Here is a 17,545-nt window from a genome sequence, read left to right as displayed (position 1 = left end):
CCCAAAACTTGATTGATTCCTTGGCAACTGAGGTTGACAAGACCCGCGGCGCCCTGCCCTTGCTCTCTTTCACCTTAAGTGAATTGTATGATGCCTATATCCAATCCGGGCGAACCGCCCGGTCACTGACCGAGGAAGACTATCATAAAAAAGGGGCTTCTTTAGTGGATAGAGAACCTGGACCAACACCCTCTATGACAACCTGGATGAAATGTACCAAGAAAGTATGCGCAAGAAAAGCCTAAAGACTGGCCTTTTCCCTCCCTATACTTTTGCAAACCTTGACAAGGAGTAAAACCGAGGTAAAAACTCACCAAACAACAATTATCTACACGCAACACAAAATACTAATAAACAATACCTTATACTTTATTTCATTATTTTAAACTCTTATTTTCTTCAAAACTTGTCTTTGTTCCCTCCCCTTAACCTCCTTAAATTTACAAGACCAGGAATTAAGTATCTTTAATCCCTACAGGTTTTAGATCCAATTGCTGAAGTGAGTGGGCATCATACACCGCTTACTTCTAAACCAAAAGGTGGTATGTTGAACACCCTTTTTTCACCAAAATCCTTGCTCGGGATGCTGTTGCTGCTATTGCTCTACAGTTGTGGACAATACCGTGGCAGTGATTTTGAGCCGCAGTTATTGCGCCAGCTAACAGCAGAGGAGTTAGTCGCCTACGCTGATACCAGCAAGGTACTGACCAGGGTAAAGGCCATGAAAACCCCTAGCCAGCAAGTAGATAGCCTGCTACATTTTGCGGAATGGGTCAAAAACTACGACGAAGACGCCACCTTGCGCTACGCCCAGCTTGCCTACGATATCTCTACGGAAAACAATTGGAACATCCCACGTGGCATCAGTGCCAACCGCCTCGCCTGGAGCAAAAGTAAAAGGGTCAGATATGGCGAGGATGCCGAAGGCGCCATGGTTGACGCCCTGATCAGCAAGCGACTTTTGGATGGCTACAAATACCCCTACTGGGAAGAAGACATTAGCAATTTGCTAGGGTGTTTATACATCCGAAAAGGAAATCGGGATTCTGCCAGGTACTACTTTTCCAAGGCTCTCGAATTGAATCCTAAGCTCCTTGTTAAGCCAGAAGTTGCTCAAAAGAGCCGCGCGATGATCTTGCACAATTTGGGGTCTACCTTTAACGGCACCGATTCTTTGCTACAGCAGCATTACTACGAGCAAAGCGACAGCCTTTTTCAAGATTTAGACAACTGGGAAAACCGTACTCGGCTATGGCTTGATTGGGCGATCTACTATATCGACTACCCCAAGATGTACCAGAAAGCAGATTCATTGCTAAATTTTTGCCTTGCGTACGGCCAAGCGAATAACGATCAGAACCTACTGGTGAATGCTCATTACCTCAAAGGCTATTTGTTCCAAAAACAATTTAACACCTCGGCGGATACGACTCATTTCAATGTTGCGATACAGCAACTCAAGAAAAGCCTCGAGTTTTCTCAAGATGAAAGCTATCGTACCTATCAAATGCTGGGCAAAGTATTTCAGGGCAGCTGGGCCGAAGACATTGATGAAAGCCATGCTGATTCTGCCATCTACTATTACAAACAAGCTCTAATCGGTGCGCGTAAAGAAGGTGGCATCCGCACCATGGCCAATATCAGTGAAGAGTTAGCTTATCTGTACAGCTACAACAATGGTTTACACCAAGATGCATTAGGCGAAAAAATTGGCCCATTCCTGGATAAAAGCTACAAAGGGGCAGTTTACACGATTACCGATAATGCTAAAGCGGCTTATCAACGCATCAACAAGGTTGAATTGCGTGACCTGCGGGTAAGTGCTGCCAACAAAAGAAAAAACCAACAGCTGATTAGCATCATCAGCTTGCTGTTTATCGCTGTATTTTTTGTCATCTTTTTGCAAAGGTTACAAAACCGACGGCTCAAAGCGGAAATGATGGCCCTGCGGGCCCAAATCAATCCGCATTTTATGTCTAACAGCCTGAATGCTATTGAACACTTAGTCAACAAAGGAGAGGCACGGAAAGCGTCAAAATACCTGGTTCACTTTTCCCGGCTGACCCGGCAAATCCTCAATGGATCAGCCAATAGCATCATCAGCTTGGCGCAAGAATTAAAAACATTGAAGCATTTTCTGGCACTTGAGCAGTTGCGCTTTAGTGATAAGTTGGCCTTCAATATCGAATGTGATCCTAATATACCAACAGACGACATTGCAACGCCAGCATTGATTTTACAACCTTATATTGAAAATGCCATCTTACACGGCATCAAACCGAAACCAGAAGGTGGCCACATCAACATATCGATAACGAAAGAGGATAATATCCTAAAATTCGTCATCGAAGACAATGGCATTGGTCGCGAAGCCGCCCGTAAACTGAAAGAAGCCTCAGTATTGCAGCCCCAAAAATCAATGGGCATGGACATCACCCAACAGCGCTTAAAATCGCTGGGCCGTGTAAAAGGTCCTGCGCTGCAAATTGAAGACCTACACCATCGCGATGGTGCGGCAGCCGGCACGCGTGTCACCTTGCGACTACCATTTAAAACTTTAAAAAACAAAACCCACTGACCTTTTCTGTTTAGCGTAAAGCAAAACAATCAAGGAAGAAAACATTATTCAACACGTTCACTAAAACGAAACCCCATCATGGCTGACGAAGAAAAAAAGAAAGCAGCAGACACCAAGGAGGAACCCATTCTTAATCCACGCCCATTCCCTACTACACCTCGTAGCAAAGATGGCGTCCAACCTAGAATATTTGCGCTACTTATAGGTATCAACGACTACCAAGGCACTGTTACCAAATTGGGTGGGTGTATCAATGATGTAAACCTTACAGCTAATTATCTGCGGAAAAAATTTGGGGACGACAAGACCGAAAAACTAATCAAAGTCAAAGAATCGGTAGATACTACTGAAAAACATGGCCGCTTGCATCTTCGTATCCTTACCAATGCCAAAGCGACCTATGCTGCGATCATCAATGCCTTTGAGGATCACTTGATCAATGGTGGTGGCACCGCAGATGATACCTTCTGGTTCCACTTTAGTGGACATGGCACCGAACAGTTTACAGCCGCAGAATTTTCTAACCCTAAAGACCCTGAAGGCAAAGACCTTCCTTCGCTAGAACCCAATGGCAAAGACCAAAGCCTGGTGTGTTACAATCCCGGCGGCACCCAAAGCGGCATCTTTCTCGCCGACAAAGAGCTGGCGGCGATGATCGACACACTCTACAAAGGCGTGCCCACCAAAGAGGATTCTATTCCTCACATTGTGTTCTCGCTTGATTGTTGTCATTCCGGCTCCGGCACCCGCGATTTTCAAGAACCAGCAGGCTTCAAGTCTCGCCATTATGATTTCCTGCGGGGTGCTACAACGCCTGAGCTCGTTGGGACAGAAGAAACGCAACAAGCCGGCGTCCGAGGAGATGGTGTCACAAACCAAAGCGTCCGTCCACTAGACAGTTACTACAACAATTACTACAGCAATCAAAAAGCCAACGGCGGAATACTGCAGATTCCCCAGTCACGGCACGTACTCCTCTCTGCCTGCTCCAATGTGGAAAAAGCAGGGGACCTGCCTGCCGGCGGCGTATTCAGCAGCAGCCTGATAAGTGCACTAACTAGCGCTGCTACTGCCGAAGAAATAGGCACGCTCAATTACGCGGATTTATTCAAACAGACCCGCTCTCTGGCACGATCAAAGCGCAATGCGCAGAGCCCGCAATTTGAGCCCATTGCTGGTTTCAACCCCCATACGGCCTTCCTCGAAGGCTGGTCACTGGGCAAATCGCAGGAATACGAAGTGGTGCCCAATAACGACAAATGGTTTATCCGTTGCGGTGCTATCCATGGCTTCCCCACAGACACGGATACTTCAGCATTACCTGAAGGTTCTGCCAAAGAGATTATCGTAAAAGTCTACAAAAAAGCCGGACGGGAATTCATCGGTTTCGCCCTGGTCAAAAAGGTAGGTGTACAGGAAAGTGAGTTGGAACTCTTAGAAGACCTCAATGGCAAACTAGAAGCCATCAAGTCGGATTCCGCCAAACAAGACGACCTAGCCAAGGAACCTTACATTGCCGAAATATTCCAGTTGCCTGGAGAGCCTTTCTATGTTCATTTGGATGGAAGCGCCGAAGCGACCGCTATGCTGCGGGAAAATTGGTCGAAAATCATGCACGAGCAGGATCAGGACCTGACGAAAACAAATATTTTCATCGCTGCAAACGCGGCAGAAGAACAGCAAGCCCGGGCACGCGTGGTCATCAATGACGACGGTTACCAAACCTGGGAAGTAGCACGAGATCGCCCGTGGGGCTCTAGCCCCCTACAAATAACTGCCCAGGTAGCAGAAAAAACCATCGTGGAGATGACGAAGGGCCACCTTCGAAAAATCGCCCGCTGGACCAGGCTCTTGGCACTTAAAAATGAAGCCTCAAAAATCAAAGATGACTTTAAGCTAGAGCTCTTTGTAATGGACTACGCCCAATGGGTAGAAACCGGCAAGGTTGATATCTTTGACGGGGATGGTTTGAATATGGCAGAGATATACAAAAACGCGAAGAAATTCGAAGAATTCCCTGTCCGCCTACAAATACCTACAGCTAACTTCATCACCCCTGAAACAGGCGGAGAAATGGGGCTGGAAGTAGACAAAGACACCATCCTTTTTGGCTTACGCCTTTACAGTAATAAAGAGAACCGTTTTTATTATCTCTACGATTTTAAAAACAATGCCGCCATTGATTTCGTCCTTGACAAGGAACTGAATAAGAAAACAGCGGAAGAAGGGATCGACCTCCTTGATCTGACACCTTTTGAGATGGAGAGAACAGAAACAGAGGGCGTGTTACAACTCAAACTCCTGGTCACTCAAAAACAACTTTTAGACAAAGAGTTGTTGGTACAATCCGGCCTTGATGCCGATAAAGGGATGGGGCGCCTAAAGCGCGCCGGGTCTACAGATGGTTGGGATGCACGAACACTCAAGATGACCATCGTACGCCAGCAGGACCAGATTAAGCCCGACAAAGAAGCCTCTTTGGCAGACGGGAACATCACCATCAAGCCGCGTGCTGGGGTAAAAGCAGATTTAAGTGTAACCGCTACCACTGATCAGGAAACGAGTCGTAGCCTCCAAGTCAACCCTTTCCAGCAAATAGAAGCATTGGGAATTAATCTGGTAGATTTTCGAAAAGAACGAAGCTTGGGCAAGCAAAACGTCTTAGAGCTGAGCAACCTCGAAGTGGAATCCCCAGAAAGCTTGGTCGAAGACCCGTTGCAGATCTTACTCAACGATAGCCTAACCGAAGAGGAAGTAATGGTACCTGTCACCTTTGACGGAGAGTTCCTGCGCGTCATTGGCGATGCGGAGCAAGTGGATGGCAAAGTGCAAGTCAACATCCGGTCCTTGCCGGAAACCAAGAAAGTCTTTGACGAAAACGGTGGTTTTATTCCCAATCCACTAGGCACGGAAGAAGACGAACGCAGCCTGATCAAGGGCCTCAAAATGGTCTTCATGAAGTGGTCCGCTAAGCGGGAAGAGGACGAAACCGAACAAGCTGAAAAGCTAGCGGCTATCAATAAACTTTGTTGGGTCAAATACTACGATGATGGTACCATTGAACGAATGGAGGGAAATGTACCAGCACAGGTAAAAGTAGCCAAGAATATCCTGCTGACAGTGCACGGCATCATTGGCGACACCGAAGTGATTGCGGCCAACGTACCCAACATGGTCAACAAAACCGGTGAGAGCATAGCTGATAAATACGACCTCGTACTCACTTACGATTACGAAAACCTGAATACCCCGATTGCCGAAACAGCAGAGGACCTTCAAGAGAAACTGGCTGCCGTAGGCATTGATGCCAATAGCGGTAAAAAAATCACCATTCTCGCACATTCTATGGGTGGCCTGGTGTCTCGCCACTTGGTTGAAAAACTGGGCGGGGCTGCTTTTGTCAAACACCTGGTAATGGCAGGTACTCCCAATGCGGGGTCACCTTTCGGAAACGTACCCGGCTATCTTAGTTTTGCGACCAACATCTTGGACATTGCCTTCAATTTCTTACCCATCCTTGCGCCTGCTTCGGGTGCATTAAGTAAGGGATTGAAAGCGCTGGGTGATGCGGAACTTTTCGAGACCCTGGAGCAGATGAAACCCGGCTCTCCTTTCCTTGAGGAACTCAACAACCCTAACCAAAAACCAGATGGCATAAAATACTCCATCCTGGCAGGCGATGTATCAAAGTTCAAAGTAACGGGTGGCCGCTTGGCTCGGTTTATAGAGAGCTCGACTATCGCAATAGGGAACTTGGCCAACAAGCCTACCAATCACGACATTGCCGTGAGCGTAGACGGTATCCTCAATGAAATTGTATGGACGGCTCGTGAGCAAACGGTGAGTAGTACCACTATCGCTTGCCACCACCTCAACTACTTTATCACTGATGTTGGCCAGGAAGCCTTGGCAGAAATATTAGGATAATTTTTCAACACCGAGGCTACGTTTTCTTAAGAGCGTAGCCTCGGCTTGTTCACAAATAATCGATTCTGGCAAGGGAAAAAACAATGGACAAGTTGATCACTTTAGGTTTCAGTGATGCTTCTTTAATGCTCTTCGATGTAGAAGGCAATCAAAAGCAACGTTTTCCTTTTGTCGGATTCCCAGGCTGGCGACCTCTCGAGCGAAAACAAATCCATGATAAATCCAGATAATTAATAACTCGTCTATAAAACACCAAATCCCTAATAACTCCTTAAAAATATTCCTCCATAAGCATCTATCTTTGTACCATGAAATTTTCCGAATACCCCCTTTCCCCCGAGATAAAACAGAATATCGAAGCACTAGCTTATAAGCGTCCAACGGATATTCAGTACAAGGCTATCCCGCTCATTCTAAAAGGGGCGGATATTTTGGCGGTAGCCCAAACCGGCACCGGAAAGACGGCGGCTTTTGCGATCCCTGTCTTGCAGAAATTACAAAACTTCAAAGAACGTCAGCGGAGAAAAGATGGCATCAAATGCCTGGTGATGGTGCCTACACGAGAACTGGCGCTGCAAATTACCAAAGTGTTTGAGGAGCTAGGGAAAAATACCGGCGTTAAGGTGTACGGCCTGCTGGGCGGCGTGGAACAAGACCCGCAGATTGCCACCCTCACCAAAGGTGTAGATATATTAATCACTACGCCAGGACGGATGTTCGACCTCAGCCATCAGGGGGCATTACGACTGGAACGAGTAGAGACGCTCATTATCGACGAAGCCGATCAAATGCTAGGTTTGGGCTTCCTGAAGGATGTCCAAGATGTGATGAGGCTGCTGCCTAAACGCCGGCAAACGCTCTTCTTTTCGGCTACTATCGACGATGAAATCAAATCCTTGGCCCATTCGTTGACCCAGCAAGCAATTCGTATCCAGATTTCCCCGAAAGACCCTGTTTCCAAGAATGTAGACCACTCTGTGCTCTTCGTAGAAATGGATGATAAACGTTTTTTCCTGGAGCGTATCCTCAAAGAACAGCCAGAAGGAAAAATGCTCGTTTTTGTCCGTACGAAAGTACGTGCAGAGCGGGTACAAAAGGCCATGGAGCGAGTAGGCATTTCCAGCTTAATCCTGCATGGCGATGTAGAACAATCAGAACGAATTGCTACCCTGGCCGCCTTTAAAGCAGACGAAGAGCGCTTACTCATTGCAACCGATGTGAGTGCACGCGGCATCGACATTTCCAATATTACCCACGTCATCAATTACGATTTGCCCACAGAAGCAGACCAGTATGTGCATCGTATTGGCCGCACCGGGCGAGCCAAACAAAGAGGAATAGCCTACTCCTTTTGTGCGCCAGGAGAAAAAGTATTACTGCACGCTATTCATTCCTACACGGGTTACGAAATTAAAATTCTCGACCTCGACCGGGCCGATTATCGCGAAACGCTAAAGATGGCAGAAGAAGACCAGTTTGGTCTAAAGGAGCTCATGAAAGCGACCGAGGAAACTTTAGCGCTAAATAAGAAAGGGAAATCAAAGCGCCGGAAGGGGAAGAAACACTAAACTGTTTTTTTTGGGAAAGTCCGTAAAAGGATAACCTTCGGTGATCGTCCTTTCAGTCCTCAGAGTTCGGCTTGCTTCGCTCGCCTATGGTAATGGGTATAGCGATTAGTAAACACACATAGATCAACTTCCAACTAACGCTCTACGACTTTCGCCATTTGGCTAAAGTCCAGCAAAACAACGGACGACAGAAAAAACACCTTCTGATTAAACGAAACACCTCCATATAAATGCCTACTCAAAAAATAACCCGCACCAAACTCCCCGGCGCCCTCAAGGCACACGCGATCCTGATTGCGATCAATCGCTACGATAACATTGGCGCTCACCTGCTGACACCACGTGCAGATGCCGAAGCACTCAAAGAGACGCTCATCACCTACCAGGGTTTTGCGAAAGAGAATGTACACACTTGCTACGATTCTACCAAGGCTGAGTTGGAAACGTTTCTTGCCGAACTAAAACAAGCAGGTACCATCAAACCCAAAGACGGCCTTCTGTTTTACTACGCTGGCCACGGCCTGGCAGGCGATATCGACGGCGCAGGTGCCGCGGGCTACCTGATGCCCAGTGATGTCAGCTTCTCCATCGCAGAACTCTCCAAAAATGAGACGCTGATAAAAATGGAGTGGCTTTTTGAGCAGCTGGAAGCCTTTGATTGTCATCATACACTGGCTATCATGGATTGCTGTTTTGCGGGGGCTTTTCGGCGTATCAGTCGTACCCGCGCAACGATGGGCTTGGGCTTGCGGCCCATGAGTAAAAAGCGATTCAACCGCTACCAAGAAAAGCGCGCTTGGCAGGTACTCGCAAGCGCTGGCCCCGCAGAAAAAGCGGCAGATTTGATCAGCGAACGAGGAGAAGCAGCAGCTAACAACTCTCCTTTTGCAGAGGCACTTGTAGCCGCCCTCAGTGGCAAGGCTCGCCCCGATTTCAAACCCGCCGGTAAAAACTTAGGCGACGGCATTCTGACCACTCACGAGTTATTCATTTACCTGCACGATGAAGTGGAACGGCGTACCCGCAAAGCCGAGGCCTTCAAACCCCAAAACCCGGACCTTTTCCCGATGGGGCGGCACGATGGCGGCCAATTCATCTTTTGCGACCCTCGCCACCCGGAAAATGACCCCAAGTGGGATGAACGCAAACGTAAGAACCCCTACAAAGGTCTGGAACAATACGACATCGAAGATGCCGACTACTACTTTGGCCGCACCAGTGATGTAGAAAACTTGCGAGCCATCATGGGGCTTTCTGTCCAAACAGAAGAAGAATCGCAAAAAAGCCCTACACTATTGGTGCTTTCCGGGCCATCGGGTAGCGGTAAGTCTTCTTTGGTCAAGGCGGGGCTATTGCCCGCTTACCAGCAGGCGGGCTACGAAATTTTTCAATTTCGTCCCGGTGATCGCCCTTGGTCACTAAAGCGTCATCAAGACCAGAAATGGGAAGAAGTGATGAGTGACGAAACCAAGCCTTTTCGGTTTACACCGCCACAATCAATGGATCAAATGCCATCGTCTTCCTTCTTTGGCGAGCGCATTTTTTATCTAAACGCAAGCAAAAAACAAGTCCTTTATCTCGATCAGTTTGAAGAACTGTTCACCACCTGCACCCTTGAAGAGCAAACCACTGTCAACACTTACCTCAAAGAACTGTTCGAAGCGGCTGTTGCGGGTAAGCTGCAAATCATCATCTCCATGCGTTCTGATTTTGAATGGCAATTGGAGATCTCTGAATTTGGAGAACAATTTTGGGGCAAGCAGCAATCTTACTATGATTATTTCAAACTCTATCGCCTCTCTACACTGGGGTTGGATGATCTAAGATCGGCATTGGTGAATCCCGCGACTTTGTTTGCTTACGAATTCCAACAAGATGAAGTTGGCGACTTGGCAGATGCTATTCTGGAAGACCTCAACTACCTACCTAGTGCCCTGCCATTGCTGTCTTACACCATGCAAGAGATGGTAACGCACACGGCTTCTAGCGAGCGTGTTTTCAAGCGTACCGCCTACCGTGATAAACTGGGAGGCGTGAGCGGTGCTCTCAGCAGGCGGATGCAACTCATTTATGATGGTTTTGGCGCGAAGCCAACAGAAGAGAATCAAGATGGTGATCAAAGCCTCACCCCGAAGCAAGAACTCCTACGCCATGTTTTTCTGCGAATGGTAAGCCTTAGCGATGGCGAATACACCCGCCGCAGGGTATACCGTGATCAGCAGTTCGACGAACTACGCTTTGCGGATGACAACCAAGCCATCAATGAAATTCTGGATGCGCTACGCGCTGCCAATCTAATTTCTACCGGCGGCGAAGCAGGTATCCGATACGAAGAACTCATCCACGACTCGTTGATCAATACCTGGACGATGGGTAAAAGATGGATCAACGATTTTGGCAAAGAAAACCTGAGCTTGCAGCGAGAACTGTGGAAGGCCGTCATGGACAGTGCCGAAGCTCCACCTCCGAGCCCAAGGGGCTACGAAAAAGAACAGAACGAACAAGAACGTTCTTTGGTGGATTTGAACACCACCTTCAGTCGCCTCTGGGATAGCAACCCCAAGTTACTCCAACTCATCAAGCAAGTTGCTGATGCGTCCCTTTTCCTGCTGGAAGACAAGGACAACGTTTTCGTCAACGAGATGCTAGCAGAAACACCAGAGGAAGACAAAGCAGCCTTTCTCGAATTTTGGCACGAGTGCCATAGCCAACAAACTTTTCCCGACCTCAATTCGCTCATCCTTTCGGGGAATTCCGACAAAGTCTTAACCGTTTTACTGGAACAAGGCAAACATGGCCTCAACCTCGCGGAGGCGTCTTTTATTCAGCAAAGTTGGCAAAAACGGATCGCAAGCATCATTGAGCTCAAGCGGCAAAAAGAACAAGTTATCAATGAAATGATGAGTGCTACCTGGCGAGCCACTTCTTTTCTGGATGACAAAGATTTTGGAAATCTCAAAGGGGTAAGAGATATCTATAACAATATTAAAGTCTTGATGGATCTGGATAAAATTCGGTCCATTTCACCTGTACCTGTCTTTTCAAGTGGGCCACATCTAGCGGGTTTTGAAAATAGTATTGCTGATTTTGGCCATTACAATCCGGCCTTTCTGGATTGGTTGACAAAATACGCTATTCCTGCACACCAGGACTCCTTTCTCCGTCGATTGACCATGCCGTTTTACACGAAATTCTTACAAGTGCAGATTCGGAATTTTTACAACATTTATAAGTACCACGCAAAAAACGATTACATCCTTCCTGCTATGGCAGAAGCTTATCTGGCTCAATCAGGGGATATTAGTGACGAAGACAAGAGTACTTTTTGGTTTTATTATAACTTTGTAGTGTCTGCTTCAACACCTCCTGAAATGCCTGAGGAGCGAGGCTTTGATAAAAACGAGACGGTTGCGTGGGTCGCTTGTGCGTTTTGGCTACGGCGAACCTTGGATGGCACGATGGAATACTTTCGGGCCATCTTGGAAAAAATGTTGCAGGCTTATGATCCGGAATGGTTGGCAGCGACAGATAAAATATGGGACTCCCCGGAAGACTATCGAAAAGAAGTAGCGACTAATAAGGAGGCAATAGCTAAAGAGGTCGTCGATATTTTGGAAAAAGCGGATAAATACGACATTGAGCACCTTGGTCAACCTATTTATTTCACCACTGCGCTATATCATACTTTCAAGCCGCTGCTGAGCTTGAAAAAACTCCAATCTTTAGCGCCGGCAGCCATTTTTATTAGCGGTCCGCATGGTGAGGAATTCAATCTCGATTCATCGGATGAATTTGGCAAATACAATCCGGAATTTATTGATTGGCTTCACCAAACGGCTATTTCTTTTAAGCAAAATAAGTTGTTGAAAAAGCTAGCGCAGGCCTTCTACAACCACAAGCTAAAAGACCTGGCCAGGGTATATTATTGGGCTTCCCAGTACTGGGAGGAACACCCAAGCGAAAAAGAACGTACCATCACAAAATACCGCTTGATTATTATCGACTATAACGCTAGTGGCTTTGATGTTAATCGGTGGCAAGAAGTGCGTTACCGGCTTTGGCAAGAAGATTCAACCTCAGAAGGCCCTTACAGTTTCTTTGCGGAGCGCAACAATTCATTTCAAAGTACCAGCCCACATATTATCAGTCAATATATTGCCCTGGGCTTCTGGATAAGGCGACATATGGATGGAACGGCAGAGAAATTCCAAGAATTGTTAGTTGAAATACTCCAAACTTATGATGCCCAATGGTTGTCAGAACAAGTCTAATGGCTTTAGTATAGCGTAGCTTGGGCTTCAGCAGGGTACAGTCCAAGCCATATTTTCAGCACAAACATTTAGTATTGCACACACAAAACAAATGAGCCCCTATCTGGCAGGCCAAGTAGAGGCTCATTTGTTTTTGTAAGAGGCTCCTCTGGGATTTTATCCCCGCAGCACCTTAAACTCCCGGAACCATCTTGCCAAACTCTCATCGTAATGATGAGCCGCATAGCCAGAACCGTTATAGTATCGCGCTACCGCTTTGAAGTCATCTGCGCTTGGGTCTAACTTTTGCACCGCCGGGCGTACGCGTGAGCTCAAAGTCAGAAAGCGGGCAATCGACGTAATCTGCTTGTCTAACGGCAACGTATACAACTCCTTGGCCGAAGAGGCCCCTACCCGATTGTAATTGAAGCCCATCACCTGGCCCAGGCCAAAACTCATGGATTGATAGCGTAGTTCAACAAGGTCTGTATTAGGGTGTTTTTTTGCCAATTTTGACAACCAATGCTGTTCAAATCTTGGGCGAACTACACCGGCCGTTTCTTGGCGGATAATTGCTAATATCCATTCAGGAAGGATGATGCGCCCGTTGGCGGCTTTTAGTTCCTTTGCCGCCTTTTCAGCAGCAGCGCCGTAGCGTTTATTAATTTCCCGGCAAGTGAGTCCTTTCTTATCGTGGAGGGCGTTAAGCTGGAAGATGGCTTCATCAAAATCGCCACAATTGACAGTGTTGGTATCGATGGCCTCTTTGGCCAACTCCAGCATTTTTTCAAGGGTCTTGATGTTTAATTTCACATCAGGAATACTCTTGATAAGCTTGCGGGCGGTCTGCCAGGAGCAATCATAAGTAAGCGTTTTCCGTGAAATTATGGATGACTCCAACTTGTTGTCAAATTCAAACTGGGCCAAGGCCCGGTTGGTACCGCGACCAAAATCCCCATCAATCGAAAAGGAGCCTGAAGAAGAAGTAGAATATCCGAGAAAGATCAGTAACCGCTGAAAAGCACGAATAGAATCTTCTCCCGCCGAGCGGCGATTAAGCGTTACATCGCCTTTTACCAAGCGCTCGAGGTCTTTCTCCCAGTGTGGGGAGGCATTGGGCGGACTCAAAACTTGCTGAATTTTGGGGTCTTTAACTAGGTCTAGCATGGTTATGGTATTTTAGATGTTTTAATATCTAGGTAAAAATATAGTGTTTTTTCGGTAAAGAAAACGCCTAAAGGTGTTGATTACAAATTACAGCTTGCTGCCGCAGAATAAAAGAACCTCATGCCTGCCAGCTATAATGACAAGGTAACAGACAATAAATCAAGGATAAGTGGCAAAGCGTAGTCATGGACACAAATTCAAAAATCTATATATTGTATCAGCATTTATTCTTGACCCTTATTTTGATGAACACTATGCACTATAAATATTTACTACTACTTGCCCTTTTTACTGAATATGTGAGTGCTCAGGAATACAACAGACCAACCCCACCAGATTTCCCAAGTTATCAGTTCGAATTGAATGAGCTTTCATTCCGGGGGCATTATTGCGCCAATTCGTATCAACTCAATGCCGCAACCAAAACGAACATGTTTATTCTTGATTCGCTAGGCTATATCGCCTGGTACAGAAAAGACCAACAAGAAACATCCTTCGACTATAAATACCATGAAGGAATAAACAACTTTAGCTCAATAACCTATAAGCCCGAAGTAGCAGCTGTGTTTTTAACCTATGATAGTGATCTTCAATTACTCGACACTTTGACAACCGCAATTAGTGATGAACGTGGTGACACCCATGATTTTTTGTTATTAGAAAACGGAAACAAGATCATCGGCACCTTGTACGACACCATCATGAATCTTAGCCAATACACATTTAATGGCATTACCGGATCGGTAAATACATCAGTACGAGGTTATGGCATCCAGGAATTTGATGAAGAACACCATCTAATCTGGCAATGGCACAGCACTGATTTTGTGCACCCCGAGGAATTCTCCGAAGGTTTGAGTTACTATTCAAGTGATTTTGATTATGCACATGGCAATTCATTTTCCCTCGATGATGATGGTGACTTATTGGTCTCTCTTCGTAATACATCTACTGTGTACAAAGTAGATAGACTTAATAGAACAGGCGAGATATTATGGAGATTAGGAGGAGAACGGAGTACTTTTAACATCCTCAATTCAGGCGATACTTTTAGTGCACAACATTCTGCAAATCGCTTATCCAACGGAAATATTGGTATTTATGACAATGGCAATTTAAGAGTACCAACACAGTACTCCAGGGCCGCCGCTTATGCACTCGATTTTTCAGATTCTACCGCTACCCTTGAATGGTCTTACGATGCAAATCAGAGTATTTACGCTTCTGCAATGGGAAACGCACAATGGCTAGGTGATAGCCTAGTCTTAATAAACTGGGGCTATGTTTTTCGCCCTAGTCCTACCTTTAGTCTTGTTAATCAAGCTGGAGATTTGCTCACTTGTCTTTACTTTGAAGACTCCTATATGAGCTATAGAATACAGGCCACCACATTGGGATTTGATCTTCCTCGGCCATTGCTAACCTATGATATTTCTGGTGATTCTATCGTTATTAGCGCTCCGGCAGGATACGCCGAGTATATTTGGTCTACCGGAGAAACTACGCCATCAATTACTGCCACTACAGATAGTGTTTATCAAGTTTGGGTGCCCCATGGCATAGGCATGGTGGGAAGTCACCCTTTAAAAACCAGTACCATCGTAGAAAACTCAGAGGCTCAAATAGCATCTTTCAAGGTATTCCCCAATCCAGCAACCAACCACTTAAACATTGCCATTGATTTTAATGACAATCATGTTTTCAGTGTAGAGTTATACAACTCATCTGGCCAGATGATTAAAGGGTTCAAGAAGCAAAATGATCATTTTAATACGGTTATAAAAACCCTTGATTATCCTCGCGGGATTTACTACTTGAAGGTAATAACAGCAAGCGGAGCGCTAACCGAAAAGATCATATTGCTTTAATTCCACCGCCCCCTCAAGCCCGTTTCCCTACCTTCTGCCCTTCAGGGCGAAACATCAGAAAAAGACCTACCAGCACAAAAGGAATACTCAACAATTGGCCGGTACTAAGCGCATTGCCAAAAACGGTTTCAAAACCTCCTTGGCTGGCTTTGAAATTCTCGATATAAAAGCGGCTGCCAAATACCAACACGAAAAACAAGCCCAGAATATAGCCTGGCTTTTTCCGCTTATCGGTATTCCAATACACGTAATAAAGAATCACAAAAGCGATGAGGTAAGTAATAGATTCGTACAACTGCGCTGGGTGCCTGGGCACATCATCTACGCGCGTAAAAACAAAGGCCAGGTCGCCATCAGAAGGCTTGCCCAGTATCTCAGAATTCATCAGGTTACCTAAACGGATAAAGCAACCGGCCAGTGCTGTAGGCACTGCAACTTTATCCAAAATCCACAGCAAAGGTTTCTTGCTGATCCGGCGAGAGAAAATCCAAAGGGCAATCACAATACCCATCGCACCTCCATGACTGGCAAGGCCACCTTTCCATATCTGGTGAATTTCGCCAAGATGCTGGCTATAATAGTCCCAATCATAGAAAAATACGTGCCCTAAACGTGCTCCAATCACAGTACCGATCACCATGTACATGAAACACTTATCCAACCATTCCTCTGGTGCCTTCTCCGCAAGGAACATCCGGCGGACAATAAACAGCCCCAAAAGGAAGCCCAGTGCAAATAACAAACCATACCAGCGTAGGCTCAATGGGCCCAACTCGGCAATCTCTGGCGAAATACTCCATTCAATAGCAAGAAGAAAAAACTGCATAACACACCTGGGTTGATTGGACCATAAAGGTCGCAAAATATTCTAGCTTTCCTTATCTTTAAAGAATGATAAACCGCCGACAATTACTCCGCCGCAGCCTCCTCAGTGCAGGGGCGCTAAGTTTGGGCAATGCCATCCAAGCTACAAATAGCAGTATTCCATCCACCTCAAAACAGCTTTTTCAGCATTCTGCCTGCCGCTGGTGCTACCAGGATATCCCGCTGGAAGAGTTGGCGGAACGAGGCGTAGACATAGGTTTAAAAAGTATCGAATTGCTGCGCCCGGAAGAATGGGCCATTGTACAAACCAAGGGTTTAAATTGCGCCGTTGCTACCGATAGCTTCGCTAGTATCCCCAATGGTTTCAACAATCGCAAAAACCACGCCTCCCTCCAGGCCGATTATCCAGCCTTGATTCACCAGGCTGCCGATGCAGGCATCCCCAACGTCATCTGTTTCAGCGGCAACCGCAACGGTATGAAAGACGCTAAAGGCCTAGAGAATTGTGCCCGGGGCCTGGAGCCACTGGTCCGCGAAGCCGAACGAGCTGGCGTAACCCTCATCATGGAACTCCTCAACAGTAAAGTCGACCATAAGGATTATATGGCCGACCACACCGAATGGGGCGTTGCGCTAGTCAATAAAATCGGCTCTCCCAATTTCAGGTTGCTCTACGATATATATCACATGCAAATCATGGAGGGCAACCTCATCGCGAATATCCAGGAGCATCATGCGGCCATTGCTCACTACCATACAGGGGGCGTGCCCGGCCGCAGAGAGATCAATTCCAGTCAGGAAATCAATTACCCCGCCGTTATCCAAGCCATCAACAACACTGGCTACACCGGCTTTATTGGGCAAGAGTTTATTCCTTCTTACGAAAGTAAAATTGATGCACTGAGAGAGGGTGTGGGGATTTGTAGTTTGGGGTAGAGGGGAGTTTGTGTCATAATAGTGGAGAGCTTAGGTTAATCGTTGAAGAATAAAACAATCCGCCCAATTTTGCCTAAGACGTAGTCATACAACACAAATAAAAATGATGACTGATGAAGAAAGGGTTTTGAGAAAGTGTAAGATTTTGGAGTTAGATGATAAACTGAGTTACTTTATATGTTCCGATTTATCTGATCATTCTCTTAAGCAGGTATTTCTTTCAGGAAGTCAAATGATGAACTACAAAACTTATGCTTTAGGTGATAAAATCTACGCTTGCAAGAGTAGTATTGGTGAATGGAAGCTGGTGATAGGAGCTCAATTCAAAAGGAGTATAATTTTATCCCGCTTAAAGAAAGAGTTAGATGATCAATTGGATTAAATAAAGATGGAGCATTCATTTTACTATGACCTTGGAGTACATTA

11 protein-coding genes are annotated in these 17,545 nt (G+C 46.2%); 9 read left to right on the top strand and 2 right to left on the bottom strand.

The window, feature by feature from the left end; translation table 11 throughout:
* The first annotated feature begins 8 nt into the window (after nt 1–8).
* The 6 genes from ACRBG0_RS22050 to ACRBG0_RS22025 all read left to right on the top strand — a co-directional run bounded on the left by ACRBG0_RS22050 (nt 9) and on the right by ACRBG0_RS22025 (nt 12,344).
* Nucleotides 9–245: a hypothetical protein gene (locus tag ACRBG0_RS22050; RefSeq protein ID WP_431489010.1), complete on the top strand. Its 237-nt coding sequence runs from the start codon at nt 9–11 to the stop codon at nt 243–245.
* 299 nt (nt 246–544) lie between these two features.
* Entirely contained in the window at nt 545–2,578 is a 2,034-nt protein-coding gene (locus ACRBG0_RS22045; RefSeq protein WP_431489009.1) for a histidine kinase, read from the top strand.
* Nucleotides 2,579–2,656: 78 nt separating this feature from the next.
* On the top strand, nt 2,657–6,505 hold the full coding sequence (locus tag ACRBG0_RS22040; RefSeq protein ID WP_431489008.1) for a DUF7379 domain-containing protein: 3,849 nt from the start codon (nt 2,657–2,659) through the stop codon (nt 6,503–6,505).
* Between the two features lie 83 nt (nt 6,506–6,588).
* Nucleotides 6,589–6,735 (top strand): hypothetical protein, encoded by a 147-nt coding sequence (locus ACRBG0_RS22035; protein WP_431489007.1) that lies wholly within the window; start codon nt 6,589–6,591, stop codon nt 6,733–6,735.
* Nucleotides 6,736–6,813: 78 nt separating this feature from the next.
* Nucleotides 6,814–8,073, top strand: coding sequence for a DEAD/DEAH box helicase (locus ACRBG0_RS22030; protein WP_431489006.1), 1,260 nt, complete (start codon nt 6,814–6,816; stop codon nt 8,071–8,073).
* A gap of 230 nt (nt 8,074–8,303) precedes the next feature.
* Entirely contained in the window at nt 8,304–12,344 is a 4,041-nt protein-coding gene (locus tag ACRBG0_RS22025; protein ID WP_431489005.1) for a caspase family protein, read from the top strand.
* Nucleotides 12,345–12,500: 156 nt separating this feature from the next.
* On the opposite strand, the gene ACRBG0_RS22020 is transcribed toward ACRBG0_RS22025, so the two are convergent.
* Nucleotides 12,501–13,490 (bottom strand): N-acetylmuramidase domain-containing protein, encoded by a 990-nt coding sequence (locus ACRBG0_RS22020; RefSeq protein ID WP_431489004.1) that lies wholly within the window; start codon nt 13,488–13,490, stop codon nt 12,501–12,503.
* A 185-nt stretch (nt 13,491–13,675) separates the two neighbouring features.
* Here ACRBG0_RS22020 and ACRBG0_RS22015 point away from each other — a divergent pair, with 185 nt between their 5' ends.
* Complete coding sequence (locus ACRBG0_RS22015) at nt 13,676–15,358, top strand: aryl-sulfate sulfotransferase (RefSeq protein ID WP_431489003.1); 1,683 nt, start codon at nt 13,676–13,678, stop codon at nt 15,356–15,358.
* Between the two features lie 13 nt (nt 15,359–15,371).
* On the opposite strand, the gene lgt is transcribed toward ACRBG0_RS22015, so the two are convergent.
* A complete protein-coding gene (lgt, locus tag ACRBG0_RS22010) occupies nt 15,372–16,184 on the bottom strand; it encodes a prolipoprotein diacylglyceryl transferase (RefSeq protein ID WP_020537462.1) in 813 nt (270 codons plus the stop codon).
* A 65-nt stretch (nt 16,185–16,249) separates the two neighbouring features.
* Between lgt and ACRBG0_RS22005 the strand changes: the two genes are divergently transcribed.
* Both ACRBG0_RS22005 and ACRBG0_RS22000 read left to right on the top strand, forming a co-directional pair.
* Nucleotides 16,250–17,119: a hydroxypyruvate isomerase family protein gene (locus ACRBG0_RS22005; protein WP_431489002.1), complete on the top strand. Its 870-nt coding sequence runs from the start codon at nt 16,250–16,252 to the stop codon at nt 17,117–17,119.
* 103 nt (nt 17,120–17,222) lie between these two features.
* Complete coding sequence (locus tag ACRBG0_RS22000; protein ID WP_431489001.1) at nt 17,223–17,501, top strand: hypothetical protein; 279 nt, start codon at nt 17,223–17,225, stop codon at nt 17,499–17,501.
* The last annotated feature ends 44 nt before the right edge of the window (nt 17,502–17,545 follow it).

Origin of the sequence: Lewinella sp. (assembly GCF_050633125.1) — a bacterium.
In the GTDB taxonomy this organism is placed as follows: Bacteria; Bacteroidota; Bacteroidia; order Chitinophagales; family Saprospiraceae; genus Lewinella.
This window is presented reverse-complemented; position numbering and strand designations above follow the sequence as displayed.

Coding starts and splice junctions, on each gene's coding strand:
- ACRBG0_RS22030 (WP_431489006.1), top strand. CDS start 6,814: ATGAAATTTTCCGAATACCCCCTTTCCCCCGAGATAAAACAGAATATC.
- ACRBG0_RS22020 (WP_431489004.1), bottom strand. CDS start 13,490: ATGCTAGACCTAGTTAAAGACCCCAAAATTCAGCAAGTTTTGAGTCCG.
- ACRBG0_RS22035 (WP_431489007.1), top strand. CDS start 6,589: ATGGACAAGTTGATCACTTTAGGTTTCAGTGATGCTTCTTTAATGCTC.
- ACRBG0_RS22025 (WP_431489005.1), top strand. CDS start 8,304: ATGCCTACTCAAAAAATAACCCGCACCAAACTCCCCGGCGCCCTCAAG.
- lgt (WP_020537462.1), bottom strand. CDS start 16,184: ATGCAGTTTTTTCTTCTTGCTATTGAATGGAGTATTTCGCCAGAGATT.
- ACRBG0_RS22040 (WP_431489008.1), top strand. CDS start 2,657: ATGGCTGACGAAGAAAAAAAGAAAGCAGCAGACACCAAGGAGGAACCC.
- ACRBG0_RS22005 (WP_431489002.1), top strand. CDS start 16,250: ATGATAAACCGCCGACAATTACTCCGCCGCAGCCTCCTCAGTGCAGGG.
- ACRBG0_RS22045 (WP_431489009.1), top strand. CDS start 545: ATGTTGAACACCCTTTTTTCACCAAAATCCTTGCTCGGGATGCTGTTG.
- ACRBG0_RS22000 (WP_431489001.1), top strand. CDS start 17,223: ATGATGACTGATGAAGAAAGGGTTTTGAGAAAGTGTAAGATTTTGGAG.
- ACRBG0_RS22015 (WP_431489003.1), top strand. CDS start 13,676: ATGGACACAAATTCAAAAATCTATATATTGTATCAGCATTTATTCTTG.